Here is a 17,415-nt window from a genome sequence, read left to right as displayed (position 1 = left end):
GATTTCGTGATGTTAAATAGACTAATTGAATGGTCAGTGACTAACCGTATTCTGGTGGTCATTGCCGTAGTCGCTGCGTTAATTGGCAGCGTATTTTTGATACCCAGGCTTAATCTTGATGCCTTCCCTGATGTAACTAATATCCAAGTTGCTGTGAATGCTGAAGCCCCTGGCCTCGCAGCCGAGGAAGTCGAACAGCTCATCACCTTCCCAATTGAGTCGGTTATGTATGCAATGCCCGATGTTGAAAAGGTACGCTCTATCTCTAAAACAGGCCTTGCCGGCATTACTGTGGTGTTTAAAGAAGGCACTGATATCTACTTTGCTCGGCAGCAGGTATTTGAACAGCTACAAGTGGCTAAAGAGATGATTCCAGCCGGAGTCGGCATCCCAGAGATGGGACCAAACACTTCAGGTCTAGGGCAAATCTATCAGTACCTGTTAAAGGCGGAACCCGGCAGTGAATACGATGTAATGCAACTGCGCAGCCTCAACGACTGGGTGGTAAAACTGCTATTGATGCCGGTTGATGGCGTTACCGATGTGCTCTCTTTTGGCGGTGAAGTTCGCCAATATCAGGTCAATCTAGATGCCGAACGCTTACTCGCCTATAAGATCAACAGCGATGATTTAATCACAGCGATTGAAGCAAACAACCGTAATGCCGGCGGTTGGTACTTAGACCGTGGTGGTGAACAGTTGGTTGTACGTGGCGTTGGTTGGTTGCGTAGCGACCGTCAGGGTTTGCAAGATATTGCTGCAATTCCCCTACAAGAGGTCGATGGAGCTCTGATCCGTGTAGGCGATGTTGCCACGGTTGAGTTTGGCAGTGAGATCCGCCAAGGCGCTGTCACTATGTCGCGTAAAAACAGTGAGGGTGAAATCGAAAATCTCGGCGAGGTGGTATCCGGCATTGTCCTGAAACGTATGGGTAGCAATACCAATACAACGATCAAAGCGATTGAAGAACGGATCGATCTGATCAATCGTGCCCTACCAGATGGGGTCACTTTCGAAGCCTACTACGATCAATCTGATCTGGTCCAAAAAGCGATCAGCACGGTGGTAACCGCTCTAGTACAAGCATTCATCTTTATCGTAATTGTACTGGCGCTATTCCTATTAAACCTACGCGCAACCTCGTTGGTACTCCTTTCCATTCCATTGTCGGTTGGTTTAGCACTGGCATTTATGTCGTTCAACGGCATGTCCGCTAATCTGATGTCTTTAGGTGGGCTCGCCATCGCTATCGGTATGATGGTTGATGGAGCTGTAGTGATGATGGAAAACATCTTTAAACACTTAAGTCATCCGGACCAACGCCACGAAGGCCATACAGCCCCCGGTGCTGAAGACCCATTCGCGGCAAGTGAAGACGATCATGGTATTTCGCTACGCATTATCATGGCGGCGAAAGAGGTCGCTCGCCCGGTCTTCTTCGCCGTGATGATTATTATTGTCGTATTTGCCCCGCTGTTCAGTTTACAAGGGGTGGAAGGCAAGCTGTTCCAGCCAATGGCGATCACCATTATTATCGCTATGCTAGCCGCACTACTAGTGGCATTGATTGTTGTGCCAGCCCTAGCCAGTCTACTGTTCCGTAAAGGAATTCGTGAGAAAGAGAGTCCGCTGCTGAAACCAATCGATCGAGCCTACCGCAAACTCCTCAGCAGCGTACTTAAGCAGCGTAAATGGTTGCTATCCGCTGCCGGTTTGGCCGTGGTCGGCACCCTGTTATTACTGCCACGCTTAGGTACTGAATTTGTACCAGAGCTGGAAGAAGGCACCATTAACCTGCGTGTTACTTTAGCGCCTTCCGCCAATATGCAATCTGCACTCTCTGTAGCACCTAAGTTAGAACAGGAGATTTTAGCTTTCCCAGAAGTCACTTATGCCCTGAGCCGAATTGGCCGCGCCGAAGTGGGCGGGGACCCAGAGCCTGTATCCAATATTGAGATCTATATTGGCCTCAAACCGGTGAATGAATGGACCAGCGCCAGCAATCGCCGTGAGTTACAGGAATTAATACAAGAACGCCTAGACATTCACCCTGGCTTGTTGTTCACCTTCTCTCAACCTATAGCGACCCGCGTGGATGAATTGCTCTCCGGTGTTAAAGCGCAGTTGGCGATAAAACTGTTTGGCAGCGAGCTGGATACGCTTGCCAGTAAAGCCCGCGAGATCGAACGAGTTGTGCAACAGATCCCCGGCACTACTGATGTAGCAATGGAACAAGTTGAAGGCGAAGCACAGTTAGTGATCCGCCCTAATCGGGAACAACTGTTCCGTTACGGTTTAGCCGTTGCTGATGTCATTCAACTGGTGGAAACAGGCATCGGCGGCCAAAGCGCTGGCCAAGTAATCAACGGTAACGAACGTTATGATATCTATGTGCGCCTACAGAAAGATCAACGTAAATCAGCTGCAGACCTTAGACAGTTACGCCTACAAGCCAGCAATGGCGCTATTGTTCGCTTGGGTGATATAGCAACAGTGGCGATTGAAGAAGGTCCGCCGCAAATCCGCCGCGATGATGTTCAACGCCGCGTGGTGATTCAAGCCAATGTACAGGATCGTGATATGGGCAGCGTGGTAGCCGATATCTATGCTGCAATCGAAAAAGACGTCGATCTGCCAGCAGGTTATACCGTAGATGTTGGTGGCCAATTCGAAAACCAGCAGCGGGCTCAGGCACGTTTGATGATAGTTGTGCCCTTATCCATTGTTTTGATCAGTTTACTGCTGTACTTCTCGTTTGGCTCTTTAGGGCAGGCCGCTTTGGTATTACTCAATCTGCCATTGGCGCTGATTGGTGGTGTCGCTGCGTTGTTTATTTCCGGCCAGTACCTGTCGGTACCGAGTTCGGTTGGATTTATAACCCTGTTTGGTGTGGCGGTACTTAACGGCGTAGTTATGGTGGAAAGTATCAATCTGAGAATACAGGATGGCCAGCGTATGGCTGAAGCGGTGTATGAAGGTGCTTGTTCACGCTTGCGTCCGGTATTAATGACGGCGCTGACATCCGCTTTAGGCCTTATTCCTATTCTTATGTCGACCGATATAGGTTCGGAAATCCAAAAGCCTTTAGCCACAGTCGTAGTCGGTGGATTAATTTCATCAACCTTGCTCACGATGCTAGTGATACCATCACTCTATGACGTATTCTCAAAATATAAGTACCAAACTGAGAAGTAAGACTCAGGAGGAGGCTGCAACCCTGTTGCAGTCTCCAACGGTTAGGAGATCAACATGCGCCTTTTGCTGATTGAAGACGATCTTAATTTAGCGCACCAGCTACAACATAACTTAGAGGCTTCTGGCTATATAGTGGATGTCAGCGGCACGCTAAGTGACGCGCGCTATATGACAAATGAAATCAGCTACGACATCATCGTTATGGATTTAGGATTGCCTGATGGGAGTGGTTTGTCTCTCCTTACCGAATGGCGTAAGAGCCACCAGCATACGCCGGTATTAGTGCTGACTGCTCGGGATAATTGGGAAGAGAAAGTTATCACTTTTCAAGCGGGGGCAGATGATTATGTCTGTAAGCCTTTCCGTCAGGAAGAACTATTGGTGCGTTTAGAAGCTCTACTTCGTCGCAGTAAACCACACCAATGCCCGAACCTTTCAGCCGGAGGCATTGGCTTAGATGAAAGTACCCAAGATGCAATCATTCTGGAAAGCGGCGAGCGTATCTCTCTGACTTCCACCGAATATCGTCTATTACATCATTTTATACGTAACCCAGGTCGGCTCTATAGCAAACAGAAACTACTCGATACTCTGTATCAATTTGATGCCGAGCGGGAAAGTAATATTGTCGAGAGCTATATCCGACGCTTGCGCACTAAACTGGGTAAACAGGTGATTGAAAACCGACGATTTCAGGGTTATCGCTACAAAGGCTTATTATGATTTCGATTGAAAAGGTTCTGCTTAAACGCTTTATCCTGATTGCACTCGCCTTGGTTGCAGCATTGACCTTTTTCCACTCATGGTGGGCCGACAGCCTATACCTCAAGATGCAAAAACAACAGCTACAGCATGAAGGATCAGCGTTGGCGCAACATCTTCGTCATACCACTCCCGAACAACGCACCGCGCTGACACTTAACCTGCCGCAACACAGTAGCCATATTTACGTTATCCGCAGCCAAACTAGTAGTTGGAGTTCTGCGCCAGAACCCGTCAGCGAGTATCCACTAGACGATTGGTTTAATGCACCCGGGTTCCATGAATTTCAGGATAATAATGACCGTAGTTTCTTAATCCTGAGCCAAACCTTTTCTAATTCCATGCAGTTTATTGTTATTCAGGAAACCACTGCGGCGCTGGCAGAACTCGATAAAAATCACAGCTATATGCTGTTTGCCATTATTCTGGCCTTAGCTATTGTTCTCTTACTCCAGCAAAAAGTAATCCGCGAAACCTTTTCTAAATTAGATCCAATAAAAAGTCAGATTGATGCCCTGCAACGGGGTGAAAAACCAACACTTCCCAACAGCGACATCAGTGAGATATCCCCCTTAGTCAGTGCTATCAATCAACTACTCGGCTATCTGCATAATCGCAACGAGCGAAGTAAAAATGCGGTGGGCAACATATCCCACGCGATGAAAACCCCGATTGCGGTAATCACTCAGATCGCCGAGACCAAAGATAATGGCTTAACCCCCAAAGCAAGAGAACTGCTAATTGAACAAGCAGATCAACTCAATCTAATTATCTCCAGCGAACTTAAGCGTGCCCGTATTTCCGGCCGCGGTCACCAATCTGAGAACTTCTCGATCCAGAAAGCAGTGGATAATTTAGCCGCCACTCTGAAATTGATCTATCCAGATAAACCGCTGAACTTTGATCTTAATATTACAGCTCAAACTTACTTCCCCGGCGAGCAATCCGACTTTAATGAGTTAATGGGCAACCTGATGGATAACGCCGCCAAATGGTGTACTGATACCATTCAGCTAACTATTGAGATGTCCGCTGAGCAATTACATATCAGGATCAGTGATAACGGCCCCGGCTGTAGTCAAAGCCAGATAGAACGTTTAACCAAGCGCGGGGTGCGACTAGACGAACACGCCAAAGGGCATGGTCTGGGTTTAAACATTGTGCAAACCATTGTTGAGCAGTATCAGGGGGAAGTGAGTTTTACCAATACCCAACCCACGGGCTTTGCCGTCAATATTAGTATCCCTCTGGCTTATCAAGCCTAAGCCAGCTTAACGTTGCTGTAATTCCGCTTGTAACAATTCAGTAAAATGCTCAGCGGGCAGAGGCTTTGAAAACAGATAACCCTGAAAATAATCACAGGATTTTTGCTGTAAGAAATCTCGCTGGTCAGCAAGCTCCACACCCTCCCCAACTACTTTAAGCCCTAAAGCGTGAGCCATCTGAATGATACCGGAGATGAGCGCAGGGCTTTCGGGAGTCACGCTAAGTTCAGCGGTAAAGCTGCGATCGATTTTTAAAGTATCTACAGGGAATTTTTGCAGATAATTAAGTGCTGAATAGCCGGTACCAAAATCATCAATCGAAAGCTGAATACCCATTTCGCTTAGGTGCTTCAACGCTTCACCACAACCGCGCTCATCCTCCATTAGCAGACGTTCGGTGAGCTCGAGTTCGAGTGCCTCAGGCTGCAAACCTGTGTCACGTAGTACGCGCTTAACCGTGTATTCCAAATGACCATCACGGAACTGCGGAAAAGCAACGTTTACGGCAATTTTGAACGGCTCACCCATAAGATCTGCCCATTGAGCCGCTTGTTTACAGGCTTGTTCAAGCACCCAATCACCGATGGGTACAATCAAGCCCGATTCCTCTGCCAATGGGATGAATTGGTCGGGGGATACTTGGCCATACTCTGGACACGACCAACGTAACAACGCTTCAGCACCAACAATTTTCCCGCTAGCAGCATCGACAATGCTTTGATAACTTAAACTCAGCTGATTTTGAGGTAATGCACGACGAAGATAGGATTCCATGGTGAATTTAAACACCGTTTCATGCTCCATCTCCCTCGTATAGAAACGGAAGGCATCTTTACCCACCGCCTTAGCTTTATACATAGCCGCATCGGCATTACGTAGCAATGCAACCGGATCTTGGCCATCTTTAGGAGCAACCGTAATTCCGATACTCGCAGAAGTAGACAACTCATAACCATTGATCATCACAGGCTGCACAGCCGTTCTTAAGATTCGCTCACATATATCCGAGATTTCATCGTGCGCTTTACGATCCGGCAAGATGACTAAAAACTCATCCCCCCCCAAACGCGCAATGGTATCGTCACCATGTACACAGTAGCCCAAACGTCGGCTAATCTCCTGAAGATGCTGATCACCCACCTCATGCCCCAAGGTATCGTTAATCTTTTTAAAATTATCTAGATCAACGAACAGAATCCCTACTGAGGTTTGATTCTTATTGGCACGAGTTAACGCTTGTGAGAGCCGATCCATCGCCAATACACGGTTAGGTAACCCTGTAAGATGGTCATATGTAGCTTGATGAAGGAGTTTGGATTCGTAATTCTTACGCTCGGTGATATCGCCGATGGAGCCCACCATACGGTAAGCAACGTTGTTCTCATTTCTCAGCGCCAAACCATGAGCAAGGACCCAGAAATAACCGCCGTTATTATTCTTTACACGATATTCACACCGGAAAAATTCGGTTTCGCCTTTTAGATGGCGGCAAAGCACTTGTTGATAACGTTCGCGATCATCCGCATGCACCCATTGTAACCACTCACTTGAAGTGGTCTTAATGGTGTCTTTACCCATGCCGATGGTGCTTAATAAACGTGCGGAGAGGTAGAGTTCTTTGCTAACAGGGTCCCAGTCCCAAAGCCCTTCGTTGGCACCCTTCATTGCCAAAGCATAGCGCTCTTCAGTTTCCCTTAAAGACTGTTCGACTTTCTCAAGATACTGAATACGCTGACGCAGCTGCGTATTTTCCCTAACCAGATCTGATACATCTTCGGACAACTGCGTAACCTCAATACTTCCCATGTTAACTTTGAGCGCTATCCGAGCTTAACACACTTCAGTTTCACTACCACATTTTGTTGTAGTGTCTTGAATAGTTCTTAGAACAACACTGTTGATGTAGTTTCGTCCATGGCATCTAATCGAAGTCTTCCTATACTCAATAAACAGAGTATGTAATTTAGAGATATAAAATATTGATGCGTGTCACTTATCAGCTTCTATTTGCTGGAATGCTCTTTCTTTTATCCCAGTTGGGTCTTGCACAAACAACCTTCGGCACTGATAGCAGCCAACCACCCATCCGCTTTGTAGGGGACAAAGACTACCCTCCCATTGAATGGTTAGAGGAGGGTAAGCCGCGCGGCATTTTTGCCTCATTCTTAAAGGAATATTCCAAAGCGCTCAACCGCAAAGTTGAATACAACCTGATGAATTGGAAACAGGCACAGCAAGCTGTATTAGAAGGCAGAGCCGATGTCCTGACCGTTTTCAGCCCTAACCCTGACCGTGTAAAAGACTACGCATTTGTTGATAGTTTTTTGCAGTTTGAGATCAGCCTCTTTCTCCGCAGTGACAACCTCACAATCCATGGTTTAGAAGATCTCAAAGGGATCAAAACCGGCGTATCTAAAGGAGGCTTCCCAAGAAAAATAATAGAAACACAAAGCCAAGCTCAGCTTGTGACAATGGATGATCATTTAGATGGCTTTCAAAAGCTTTTAAAAGGTGAGATTGATGCCTTAGCCACCACTAAATGGGTCGGCTCTTATGTGATTCAGAAGCACAAACTTAAAGGGATTAAGTTTGCACCCACCCCAATCGCGACCAAAGCGACCCACATGGGCGTAAGAAAAAGCGATACCGAACTGGTTCAACAGCTGCAAAAAGGCATCGAGCTAATGGAAACCGAGGGAACGCTCGCCCGTCTTAATCAGCAGTGGTCTGGGTACAGCATGGTCTATCTCACCCAAGACACGCTTAATCAGATCTATTATCAGTTTGGTTTTGGAGCCCTGTTCGTTTTAGCCTGTGTCGCAGTGGCGTCCATTATTACTTTAAAACGCCAGGTGATAGAACGGACCCAGTCACTCTCTACTGCAAAAGCATCGTTAGAAGACACGGTTGATCGCCTTACCCGTACCCAAAAGCAGTTGGTACAAACCGAAAAAATGGCCGCGCTTAACTCCATTGTGACCGGCGTTGCCCATGAGATAAACACGCCTTTAGGAATGGCCATTACCTTGAGCAGCGCCCTTAAAGAACAGATTGACCAGCTAGAAAAGCTGATCGGAAATGATGCCTTAACCAAACAAGCCTTGCTCGATTTCTTAAGCGACAGCCAAGATTCCTTAACGCTAGAAGCAGAAGCGCTCAGACGTGCCGTCACCCTACTTAGTAACTTTAGGCAGATCTCCGCTCATCAGAGCCAAGAACATAGGCAACAGATCAATATCGCCGAAATAATTGAAGATGCAACTGTGATCGCCACCAATAATTTAGCTGACGATGACCTCACCATCTCAGTCACTGGCGATAACGCATTGTCTATGGAGACTTACCCAGTTCCACTGGCGCAAGCATTAGTGCACCTAATCAACAACGCGATTACCCATGGATCTAAACAAACCGATCCACTTGAAATCACCATTAGCTATGCAAAGAATGACGGCAATCTCATCCTTAAAGTAGCAGATAACGGTTGCGGTATTCCCTCAAAATACCTCGGGCAAGTGTTTGATCCGTTCTTTACCACTTCTTTAGGACAAGGAAACTCGGGGTTAGGTTTGAGCATTGTTTATTCGATCGTGAATCACGTTTTAGGTGGCACAATTCGGGTCAACAGTAGCTTCGATACAGGCACTACCTTTATTTTAGAGCTACCGCTAAAAGCACCTGAAATTCACGATGGTATAGAACCGCAGACATAAAAAAGCCGGTACCTAAGGTACCGGCAAACGTAGAGTGAAAAAGAGGTAATTCACACGTAGAAGACTATTTATTCTAACTAGACAACTTTTGCTCTAGCTCAGGAACGGCATCAAATAGGTCTGCCACTAAGCCATAATCGGCAACCGAGAAGATTGGCGCTTCTTCATCTTTGTTGATTGCGACAATAATTTTTGAATCTTTCATACCCGCCAAGTGCTGGATCGCACCGGAGATGCCCACAGCAATATACAGCTCTGGCGCAACGATCTTACCGGTTTGACCCACCTGCATATCGTTCGGTACAAAGCCAGCATCTACTGCTGCACGGGATGCACCGACTGCTGCACCCAGCTTATCTGCAACTTTTTCCAGCATGGCAAAGTTTTCACCGTTACCCATACCACGACCACCAGAGATGATGACCTCTGCAGCGGTAAGTTCTGGACGGTCAGATTGCGCCATCTCTTCGCCAACAAAACTGGAGATACCACCGTCGTGTACTGCTGAAATACTTTCCACAGAAGCACTTCCCCCCTCAGATGCCGCAGCATCAAATGCAGTACCACGAACAGTGATAACTTTTACTGAGTCGCAAGATTCAACCGTTGCGATCGCATTGCCGGCATAGATTGGGCGCTGGAAGGTATTATCAGACTCAACCGCGGTAATATCAGAGATCTGCGCAACATCTAAAAGCGCAGCTACACGCGGCATAAAGTTTTTACCTGTAGTCGTCGCGGGCGCAACGACATGGCTGTAATCCTTACCGATTTCAGCCACCAACTTACCCATATTCTCAGCAAGTTGATGTTCGTATGCGGCATTGTCTGCCAACAAAACTTTCTCAATACCTGCTACTTGTGCAGCAGCCTCTGCTACAGCACTACAGTTTGCACCAGCAACTAGTAGATGCAGATCACTGCCCATCTGAGATGCAGCCGTCACTGCATTTAACGTCGCTCCCTTTAGAGAGCTATTGTCATGTTCTGCAATAATTAAAATCGCCATGTCGTCGCCCCTTAAAGTACTTTCGCTTCATTTTTAAGTTTTTCCACCAGCTCATCAACACTGGAGACTTTGATACCTGCCTGACGTTCAGCAGGCGGCGTCACTTTTAACAACTTGGTATGTGCTTTCAGCTCAACACCTAGGTCTGCCGGCGTTTTAACATCTAAAGGCTTACGTTTGGCCTTCATGATATTTGGCAGGGACGCATAGCGAGGTTCATTCAAGCGTAGATCGGTGGTCACAATTGCAGGCATGTTCAGTGCAACCGTCTGCAAACCGCCATCAACTTCGCGGGTCACGTTAACCTTGTCACTATCAATCTTAACTTCAGAAGCGAAGGTACCTTGCGGCATATCAGTTAGCGCAGCCAACATCTGACCCGTCTGGTTATTATCAGAATCGATCGCCTGTTTACCCATAATCACAAGGCCAGGCTGCTCTTCATCGATCACTTTCGCCAGCAACTTCGCCACATTTAGTGACTCAGGCATATCTTCAGTTTCGATCTGAATACCACGGTCTGCACCTAGCGCTAGCGCCGTGCGGATCTGCTCCTGACACGCTTTCGGGCCAATAGACACCACAATAATTTCTGAAGCTGTACCCGCTTCTTTTAAGCGCACTGCTTCTTCGACAGCAATTTCACAAAATGGATTCAAAGCCATTTTCACGTTGGCCAAATCAACATCTGTATTGTCCGACTTAACACGTACTTTGACGTTGTAGTCGATAACACGTTTAACGGTTACAAGTACCTTCATCAGCAAAGACCTTTTAGTTTTAGTTTTAAGAGCACTTCACACACTCTGTTTTGCTTATCCCTATATGTGCAATTTGAACGAAGTACAACCCCGCCACAATCACAATAAGTATTTACCCCAATTTTACTGCATTCAAATTAATAAGCAAACACCCTTTAAATTTATTATAATCAGCAGTTAATTAACATTTAGTCTATTTATTTATCAGGGAAAACCCCTATATAATAACCCTAACAATTGAGTTCTCTTATATAGAGCAGTCTCACATAACTAAGTGGAATCACTAGAGAGCGGCAGAATAACGCAGATTCCTCAACCAACTAAGAGGGGAAATCGACATGACAAGAGAGTCGATGGAATTTGATGTAGTCATCGTAGGTGCAGGCCCTGCAGGCTTATCAACTGCTTGCAGATTGATGCAATTAGCACAGGATAAAGAGCAGGAGCTAACCGTATGCGTGGTCGAAAAAGGCTCTGAAGTAGGCGCCCATATTCTGTCCGGTGCCATTATGGAAACCCGTGCCCTAGATGAGCTGTTCCCTAATTGGAAAGAACTAGACGCTCCGCTAACAACGGCAGTTACGGAAGATGAGGTTTACCTGCTTAAAGATGGCGATAACGGTAGCAAAATCCCTAATGCCTTAGTGCCAAAAACGATGCACAACCAAGGCAACTACATTGTTAGCCTAGGTAATGTCTGCCGTTGGCTAGCCGAACGCGCTGAAGAACTAGGCGTAGAGATTTTCCCGGGCTTCGCAGCTTCAGAGATTCTTTATAATGCCGATGGCAGCGTACGCGGTATTGCCACAGGCGATATGGGCCTAACTGAAACAGGCGAACAAAAAGACAGTTATATGCCGGGTATGGAGCTACACGCTAAATACACTGTCTTTTCCGAAGGTTGCCGTGGGCACTTGGGCAAAGAACTGATCAACAAGTTTGATCTAAACCAAGAAGCAGATGCGCAACACTACGGCATTGGTATCAAAGAGCTGTGGGATATCCCAGCCGAACAGCACCAACCGGGCTTGGTCGTTCATGGTTCTGGCTGGCCTCTAGATAAAGAAACCAGCGGCGGTTTCTTCCTTTATCACACCGATAATAACCAAGTGGTTGCCGGCTTAATCGTAGACCTAAACTACGCCAATCCACATATCAGTCCGTTTGATGAGTTCCAGCGTCTGAAACATCACCCAGTATTGAAGAAACATTTAGACGGCGGTACGCGTGTATCTTATGGTGCTCGTGCGATCACCAAAGGGGGTTTTAACTCTCTGCCAAAGATGAACTTCCCAGGTGGTTTATTGGTTGGTTGTAATGCCGGCACGCTTAACTTCAGTAAGATCAAAGGCACACACACGGCGATGAAATCCGGCATGCTGGGTGCTGAAGCGATCTTTGAAGCGGTTGCATCCGGTTGTTCTGGCGGCACTGACCTTGAGCGTTATCAGGATCTATTCGAGCAGTCTTGGCTATACGATGAGCTGTTCCGCTCCCGTAACTTTGGCCCTGCGATGCATAAATTTGGTGCCATTATGGGTGGTGCATTTAACTATGTAGATCAGAACATCTTCGCTGGTAAGCTGCCTATTACCCTGCATGATGACCACGAAGACCACGCGCAGTTACAACCAGCAAGTAACTTTACGCCGATCGAATACCCTAAGCCTGATGGCAAACTGAGCTTCGACAAGCTCTCCTCGGTTTTCCTTTCCAATACCAACCACGAGGAAGACCAACCCTGCCATCTGCAATTAATGGATAGCAGCATCCCACTAGGGACAAACTTGTTAACCTTTGCAGAACCAGCACAACGTTACTGCCCTGCAGGGGTATATGAAGTGGTGGATGATGAAGAAAATGGTGGTCAACGCTTCCAGATCAACTCGCAAAACTGCTTACACTGTAAGACCTGCGATATTAAAGATCCGTCACAAAATATCAGATGGGTTACGCCAGAGGGTATGGGTGGACCAAACTATCCAAACATGTAACCTCTCGACCTTCTCATAAAGTTGTGGAAATCTGGGGCTTCATCCATCGAAGCCCCGGATTTTTTTAGCTCAAGATAATTCCCAGATTGTTTATATTAGGTGATACTAAACCTAGGATTTCACAACCTGAGAAGCCACATGCTTAAGCTAGAGCTGAAAATTCCACCTCCCGCACTGGTATTAATCTTTGCAGGTTTGATGTGGCTTTGCGCCAAGTTACTGCCTTTCCTATCGATACAAACTGAACTTCGTATTCCCATTACAGTAGCCATTATCCTGATCGGTTTAGTGTTTGGTTTAGCCGGTGTTATTTCATTTCGTCAGGCTCAAACAACCATCAATCCAACCACACCAGAAGCCAGCTCTGCATTAGTCACTACAGGCATATTCCAATACACACGTAACCCGATGTATGTAGGTTTGATGTGTCTGCTTCTAAGCTGGGCAGCCTACCTTGCACACCCCGTCTCATTGCTCTGTTCTGTTGGCTTTATTTTGTATATGAACAAGTTTCAGATCCAACCCGAGGAACAAGCGCTCACCGCACTATTTGGCGACAGTTATAAGACTTACATTCAGCAGGTTCGGCGCTGGCTGTAAGCTGGCACCTTCTGGAAATACTGCTACATTTACAAGAGGTTAGCCCGCTAGGTTCAGCCTACCTTAAGACCACTACTGTTTAAATTTCGTACAAAAAGCCATAGAAGGATTTTATGACCGTGCATTGCCATAAATGGATTGCAGCGCTTCTGATACTTATCTTTGCGCCCCTGACATCAGCTAACCAGCCAACTGTGCCGGAATCAGACAAACCTATTCAAGTGTTGCTGAACGACTGGACCAGCCAGTTAGTGCTGGCTCGAGTAACAGGTCAGGTACTGCAATCTATGGGCTATAACGTCGGTTACGTAAACAAAACCAGTAATGCGCAGTGGGGTTCGCTCAAACTAGGCTTGAGCCACATACAGGTCGAAGTCTGGGAAGGCACTATGTCCAAGATGTTCCAGCGTATGATCGATGCAGGAGCTATAGTGGATGCCGGTACCCACGATGCCATTACCCGCGAAGAGTGGTGGTATCCGCTGTATGTCGAAGAGTTATGTCCGGGCTTACCGGATTGGCAGGCGCTAAAAAAATGCTCCGACCTTTTTGTTGATCCGCGCACAGCTCCGCAAGGGATGTATCTCGGTGGTCCATGGGAAAAACCTGATGCTGCCCGTATCCGCGCACTCGGCATAGATTTTAAAGCGATCACCGTTGAGCAAGGCGATGACCTTTGGGTCGAGCTAAAACGCGCTGTTATCGAACAACGTCCTATCGTTTTATTTAACTGGACACCTAACTGGGTGGAAGCGAAATATCCTGGCCGCTTTATTGAATTTCCAGACTATCATCCCGACTGCGAGACTAAACCCGGTTGGGGGACCAACCCGCGCTTCCTGCACGATTGCGGCAACCCGAAAAAAGGTTGGCTCAAAAAAGTCGCTTGGAAAGGTATGCCCGACACTTGGCCTTGCGCTTATGAAACCTTACAAAACATCAACTTCAGCAACGCTATGATTGCCGAGTTAGCCTCTATGGTTGATGTTGATGGCCTGAGTTACGAAGCAGCTGCTGATAAATGGATGGCCGACAACCAGACGGTCTGGTCCGAATGGATTCCTCCTCACTGTCAGATTGAACAATAAAAGGATCAATGATGAAGGGTGATAACGCCATACCAATCAAGGATTCAATCGGCTTCAATCTGATCAAGCTGGTTTTTTCGATCTACATCATTATCGCCGCCATAGTGACGTTGGCTCACATGGCAACCGAATACTTCAACGTGAAGTCTTCGGTGATGCAGGATCTGCAGCTATACCAAAGTTCGTTTGAAGAACCTCTGGCCGATTCCCTGTGGGATTTAGATCTAGAACGCACCAAAACGATTACACCGGGTATAGTGAAACTCCCTTCGATCGTTGGCTTACAGATTTATGACCTAGGCGACTCGCTTATCTCTACGGAAGGTTTAACCCCCGACAATTTGGCTGAACAGTCTGACGGAATTTTACCCACTCAATTATTGGAACATGAGTTCTCCATTGTTTACACCAAGGAGAATGAAGAGGCAGCAGTAGGTCGGGCTGTGTTTTACTCCAGCTCCGACATCGTACTTACCAAGGTACAAGCGGGCTTTGCGTTAATCATTATTAACGCCATCATCAAAACAACCGCGTTGTGGGCTATCTTCCTCTATATCGTGCGTCCTACGTTGATACGCCCGATTGAGCATCTTAGTAGTGCCTTGCAGAATTTAACTTTTGATAAGCTCAGCAAATCCGACATCACTATTCCGAGAAAACGTCATGATGAGTTGAAAGTGCTCGAACAAAGTATCAACGCTATGACCACTCGTTTAGCCGAGTCATCTGACCAACTGAACGAGCTGAACCAGAACCTCGATAGATCTCACAAGCTGGCACTTTTACTGCTCCGCGGCGTAACGGAAATGAAAGAGAGCAAAGAGAAACAAGACTCTTTCGCCGCAGTATCCAATGTAATCTCTGAAGCGATTCCCTGTTTGTCTTCATCGGCGCTATATATCTCTTACTACCATCACAGCACCAACCATATTCCTAACTTAGACGCATCAGACACGCCAATAATTGAAGAATCTTATCGTCAGGATGGAAAAATTGAGATATTGATTCGAGATGCTCAGATACACTGCAAGACCTCACATTCCGAGGAAAAACTGCAAGGTAATCTGATCAATATTCCACTGCGCCACGGTAAAGAACTTGTGGGCTCTATCGAGATACTGTCAAAAGCACCGGTCAGTATCAGTATCGAAGAGCAACAATTTATCAGTACGCTGATTCCTTCTCTGATTATTTCGCTAGAAGATATCAGCATCCGCTCCAACCTGGAGGCGGCTGTTAGAGAAAGGACAGCAGACCTGCAGAGATCCAATCATGAAATTGCGATCAAGGCGCAAGAGCTGGCGCAGATCAGTCAGTCTAAATCGCAATTCCTGTCGAACATCAGTCATGAGATCCACACACCCTTAAATGCGATCATTACTCTGACCGAACAGAACGCTCAAAACAGCCAGATCCAAGACCCTGTGGCTGTGCTTAGCGTGATTCATCACTCGGCTGAAAACCTACTCAAAGTGATCGAAAACCTTGTTGATTACTCCGAAATAGAATCCGGTAAAGCACATCTGAACCCGATTCGATTTAACCTTGAATCACTGGTCAACGAGGCGATCGACCAAAACAAACCCGCTGCCCAAGGTAAAGGCCTACAACTCAAACTAAAAACAAAAGTGATCAACACATCCCTATTTGGTGATTCCAAGCGTTTGTTACAGATCCTGAATATTTTCCTCGATAATGCGCTTAAATTTACCACCCGAGGCTCGGTAATCTTGAGTGTTTCGCAGCAGGCCAGTAGCAACGCACTGTCGCAATTTGAATTTGCTATTCGTGATACTGGTATGGGAATGGATACAGCCAAGATCAAAAGCCTGTTTAAGATCGCCGGCAACGATAGTGCACCTGCTTTTAGTACACAGGCCGGGCACGGACTGAACCTATCTATCAGCAAGCAATTAATCGAGATGATGGGTGGAGAGCTAGAGATCGACAGTACGCCAGATGAAGGTAGTAGCTTTAGCTTTACCTTGAGTTTTAAAAACGCCTGCGAAAGTGAGCTGATTGAAGACGAGTGATGACACTGATTTAAGCCTCATCACTCCTACGGATTAGATACGTAGACCGCCGTCCATCTCAACGATACGACCGGTAAAGAATTCGTTCTCAATAATGTATTGAAGCGTATGCGCCATCTCTTCCACTTCACCTAAGCGGCGTACAGGTACAGCTGCGACCATACGTTCGATCGCTTCGGGCTTCATTTGAGCCGTCATCTCTGTGGCAATCACACCCGGTGCGATACCGCCAACACGAATCTTATGACGCGCTAGTTCACCCGCCCAACTCGTTACCATGGTTGCGACAGCTGCTTTAGTTGCGGAATAGTTAGTCTGGCCCATATTACCGGCACGTGAAACCGAGGAGATATTTACAATAACGCCACCTGTCCCTTGAGTTGCCATCGCAGCCGCTGCCTCTCGACCACAGAGAAAGGTACCGGTCATATTAACCTCAACCACCGACTGGAACTGCTCGAGGCTCATCTTCGCTTGCAGCTCACCATCTTTTACCTTGATCAGCATGCCGTCACGCATTAGACCGGCGTTATTTACCAAACCATTAATCTCGCCAAAGTCAGTAACGATCTGCTTAAAGGTTTGCTCAACCGCAGACTCATCGGTGATATTGCACACATAACCGCGCGACTCTCCGCCCAATTCAGAGCAGGCAGCTGCTGCTTCATCTAATGTACCTTGATCCAAATCGATCAGTGCCAACTTACCACCCTGCTTTGCTAGGCTCTCCGCCATTGCGCGTCCTAACCCACGACCACCACCGGTGATAACAAAAACACTGTTTTTAACCTGCATACCCGAATCTCCAAAAATATGGCCCCACCTGATTAAATATAGGTAATACCATCTACTTCTGTTGTTTTTATAACCTCATTTATAGCCTGTTTCGGGAGATATTACGAGAATTTTATAAGGGAAAACCCTAACAAAATGTAATTCTAAAAAGAAGCGGATAAGAACGAGGCAGAACTGGAAAAAGCGGTTAGTAGCTAATC

At 46.8% G+C, this 17,415-nt stretch carries 12 protein-coding genes; 8 read left to right on the top strand and 4 right to left on the bottom strand.

What is annotated here, in order from left to right; all coding sequences use genetic code 11:
* Positions 1 to 9 precede the first annotated feature (9 nt).
* Genes ACMXYV_RS00590 through ACMXYV_RS00580 form a run of 3 tightly spaced genes read left to right on the top strand, consistent with a single transcriptional unit; the run spans position 10 to position 5,222 of the window.
* Positions 10 to 3,195 (top strand): efflux RND transporter permease subunit, encoded by a 3,186-nt coding sequence (locus ACMXYV_RS00590; protein ID WP_415889848.1) that lies wholly within the window; start codon positions 10 to 12, stop codon positions 3,193 to 3,195.
* Positions 3,196 to 3,249: 54 nt separating this feature from the next.
* Positions 3,250 to 3,918, top strand: coding sequence for a response regulator transcription factor (locus tag ACMXYV_RS00585; protein WP_415889847.1), 669 nt, complete (start codon positions 3,250 to 3,252; stop codon positions 3,916 to 3,918).
* Positions 3,915 to 5,222 (top strand): sensor histidine kinase, encoded by a 1,308-nt coding sequence (locus tag ACMXYV_RS00580; protein WP_415889846.1) that lies wholly within the window; start codon positions 3,915 to 3,917, stop codon positions 5,220 to 5,222. Before ACMXYV_RS00585 ends, ACMXYV_RS00580 begins: the two co-directional genes overlap by 4 nt.
* Positions 5,223 to 5,228: 6 nt before the next feature.
* Here ACMXYV_RS00580 and ACMXYV_RS00575 read toward each other — a convergent pair whose 3' ends face one another.
* On the bottom strand, positions 5,229 to 7,004 hold the full coding sequence (locus ACMXYV_RS00575) for a putative bifunctional diguanylate cyclase/phosphodiesterase (RefSeq protein WP_415889845.1): 1,776 nt from the start codon (positions 7,002 to 7,004) through the stop codon (positions 5,229 to 5,231).
* Positions 7,005 to 7,204: 200 nt separating this feature from the next.
* Here ACMXYV_RS00575 and ACMXYV_RS00570 point away from each other — a divergent pair, with 200 nt between their 5' ends.
* Positions 7,205 to 8,935 carry an ATP-binding protein gene (locus tag ACMXYV_RS00570; RefSeq protein WP_415889844.1) on the top strand — a complete coding sequence of 577 codons (1,731 nt, stop codon included), beginning with the start codon at positions 7,205 to 7,207 and terminating at the stop codon, positions 8,933 to 8,935.
* Between the two features lie 73 nt (positions 8,936 to 9,008).
* Here the strand turns inward: ACMXYV_RS00570 and ACMXYV_RS00565 are convergent, their stop codons facing one another.
* Positions 9,009 to 9,944 (bottom strand): electron transfer flavoprotein subunit alpha/FixB family protein, encoded by a 936-nt coding sequence (locus ACMXYV_RS00565; protein WP_415889843.1) that lies wholly within the window; start codon positions 9,942 to 9,944, stop codon positions 9,009 to 9,011.
* 11 nt (positions 9,945 to 9,955) lie between these two features.
* A complete protein-coding gene (locus tag ACMXYV_RS00560) occupies positions 9,956 to 10,705 on the bottom strand; it encodes an electron transfer flavoprotein subunit beta/FixA family protein (RefSeq protein WP_415889842.1) in 750 nt (249 codons plus the stop codon).
* Between the two features lie 338 nt (positions 10,706 to 11,043).
* On the opposite strand from ACMXYV_RS00560, the gene ACMXYV_RS00555 reads away from it, so the two are divergent.
* From ACMXYV_RS00555 to ACMXYV_RS00540, 4 genes are all read left to right on the top strand, one after another.
* The gene (locus ACMXYV_RS00555) at positions 11,044 to 12,699 is read left to right on the top strand and encodes an electron transfer flavoprotein-ubiquinone oxidoreductase (RefSeq protein WP_415889841.1); all 1,656 of its coding nucleotides are present in this window, start codon (positions 11,044 to 11,046) and stop codon (positions 12,697 to 12,699) included.
* Between the two features lie 138 nt (positions 12,700 to 12,837).
* Complete coding sequence (locus tag ACMXYV_RS00550) at positions 12,838 to 13,299, top strand: methyltransferase family protein (RefSeq protein WP_415889840.1); 462 nt, start codon at positions 12,838 to 12,840, stop codon at positions 13,297 to 13,299.
* A 113-nt stretch (positions 13,300 to 13,412) separates the two neighbouring features.
* Positions 13,413 to 14,387 (top strand): ABC transporter substrate-binding protein, encoded by a 975-nt coding sequence (locus tag ACMXYV_RS00545; RefSeq protein ID WP_415889839.1) that lies wholly within the window; start codon positions 13,413 to 13,415, stop codon positions 14,385 to 14,387.
* 11 nt (positions 14,388 to 14,398) lie between these two features.
* A complete protein-coding gene (locus ACMXYV_RS00540; RefSeq protein ID WP_415889838.1) occupies positions 14,399 to 16,420 on the top strand; it encodes an ATP-binding protein in 2,022 nt (673 codons plus the stop codon).
* Positions 16,421 to 16,453: 33 nt separating this feature from the next.
* Here ACMXYV_RS00540 and ACMXYV_RS00535 read toward each other — a convergent pair whose 3' ends face one another.
* On the bottom strand, positions 16,454 to 17,215 hold the full coding sequence (locus ACMXYV_RS00535; protein WP_415889837.1) for an SDR family oxidoreductase: 762 nt from the start codon (positions 17,213 to 17,215) through the stop codon (positions 16,454 to 16,456).
* Positions 17,216 to 17,415 lie beyond the last annotated feature (200 nt).

The sequence above is a fragment of the Neptuniibacter sp. SY11_33 genome, assembly GCF_047778025.1.
GTDB lineage: Bacteria > Pseudomonadota > Gammaproteobacteria > Pseudomonadales > Balneatricaceae > Neptuniibacter.
This window is presented reverse-complemented; position numbering and strand designations above follow the sequence as displayed.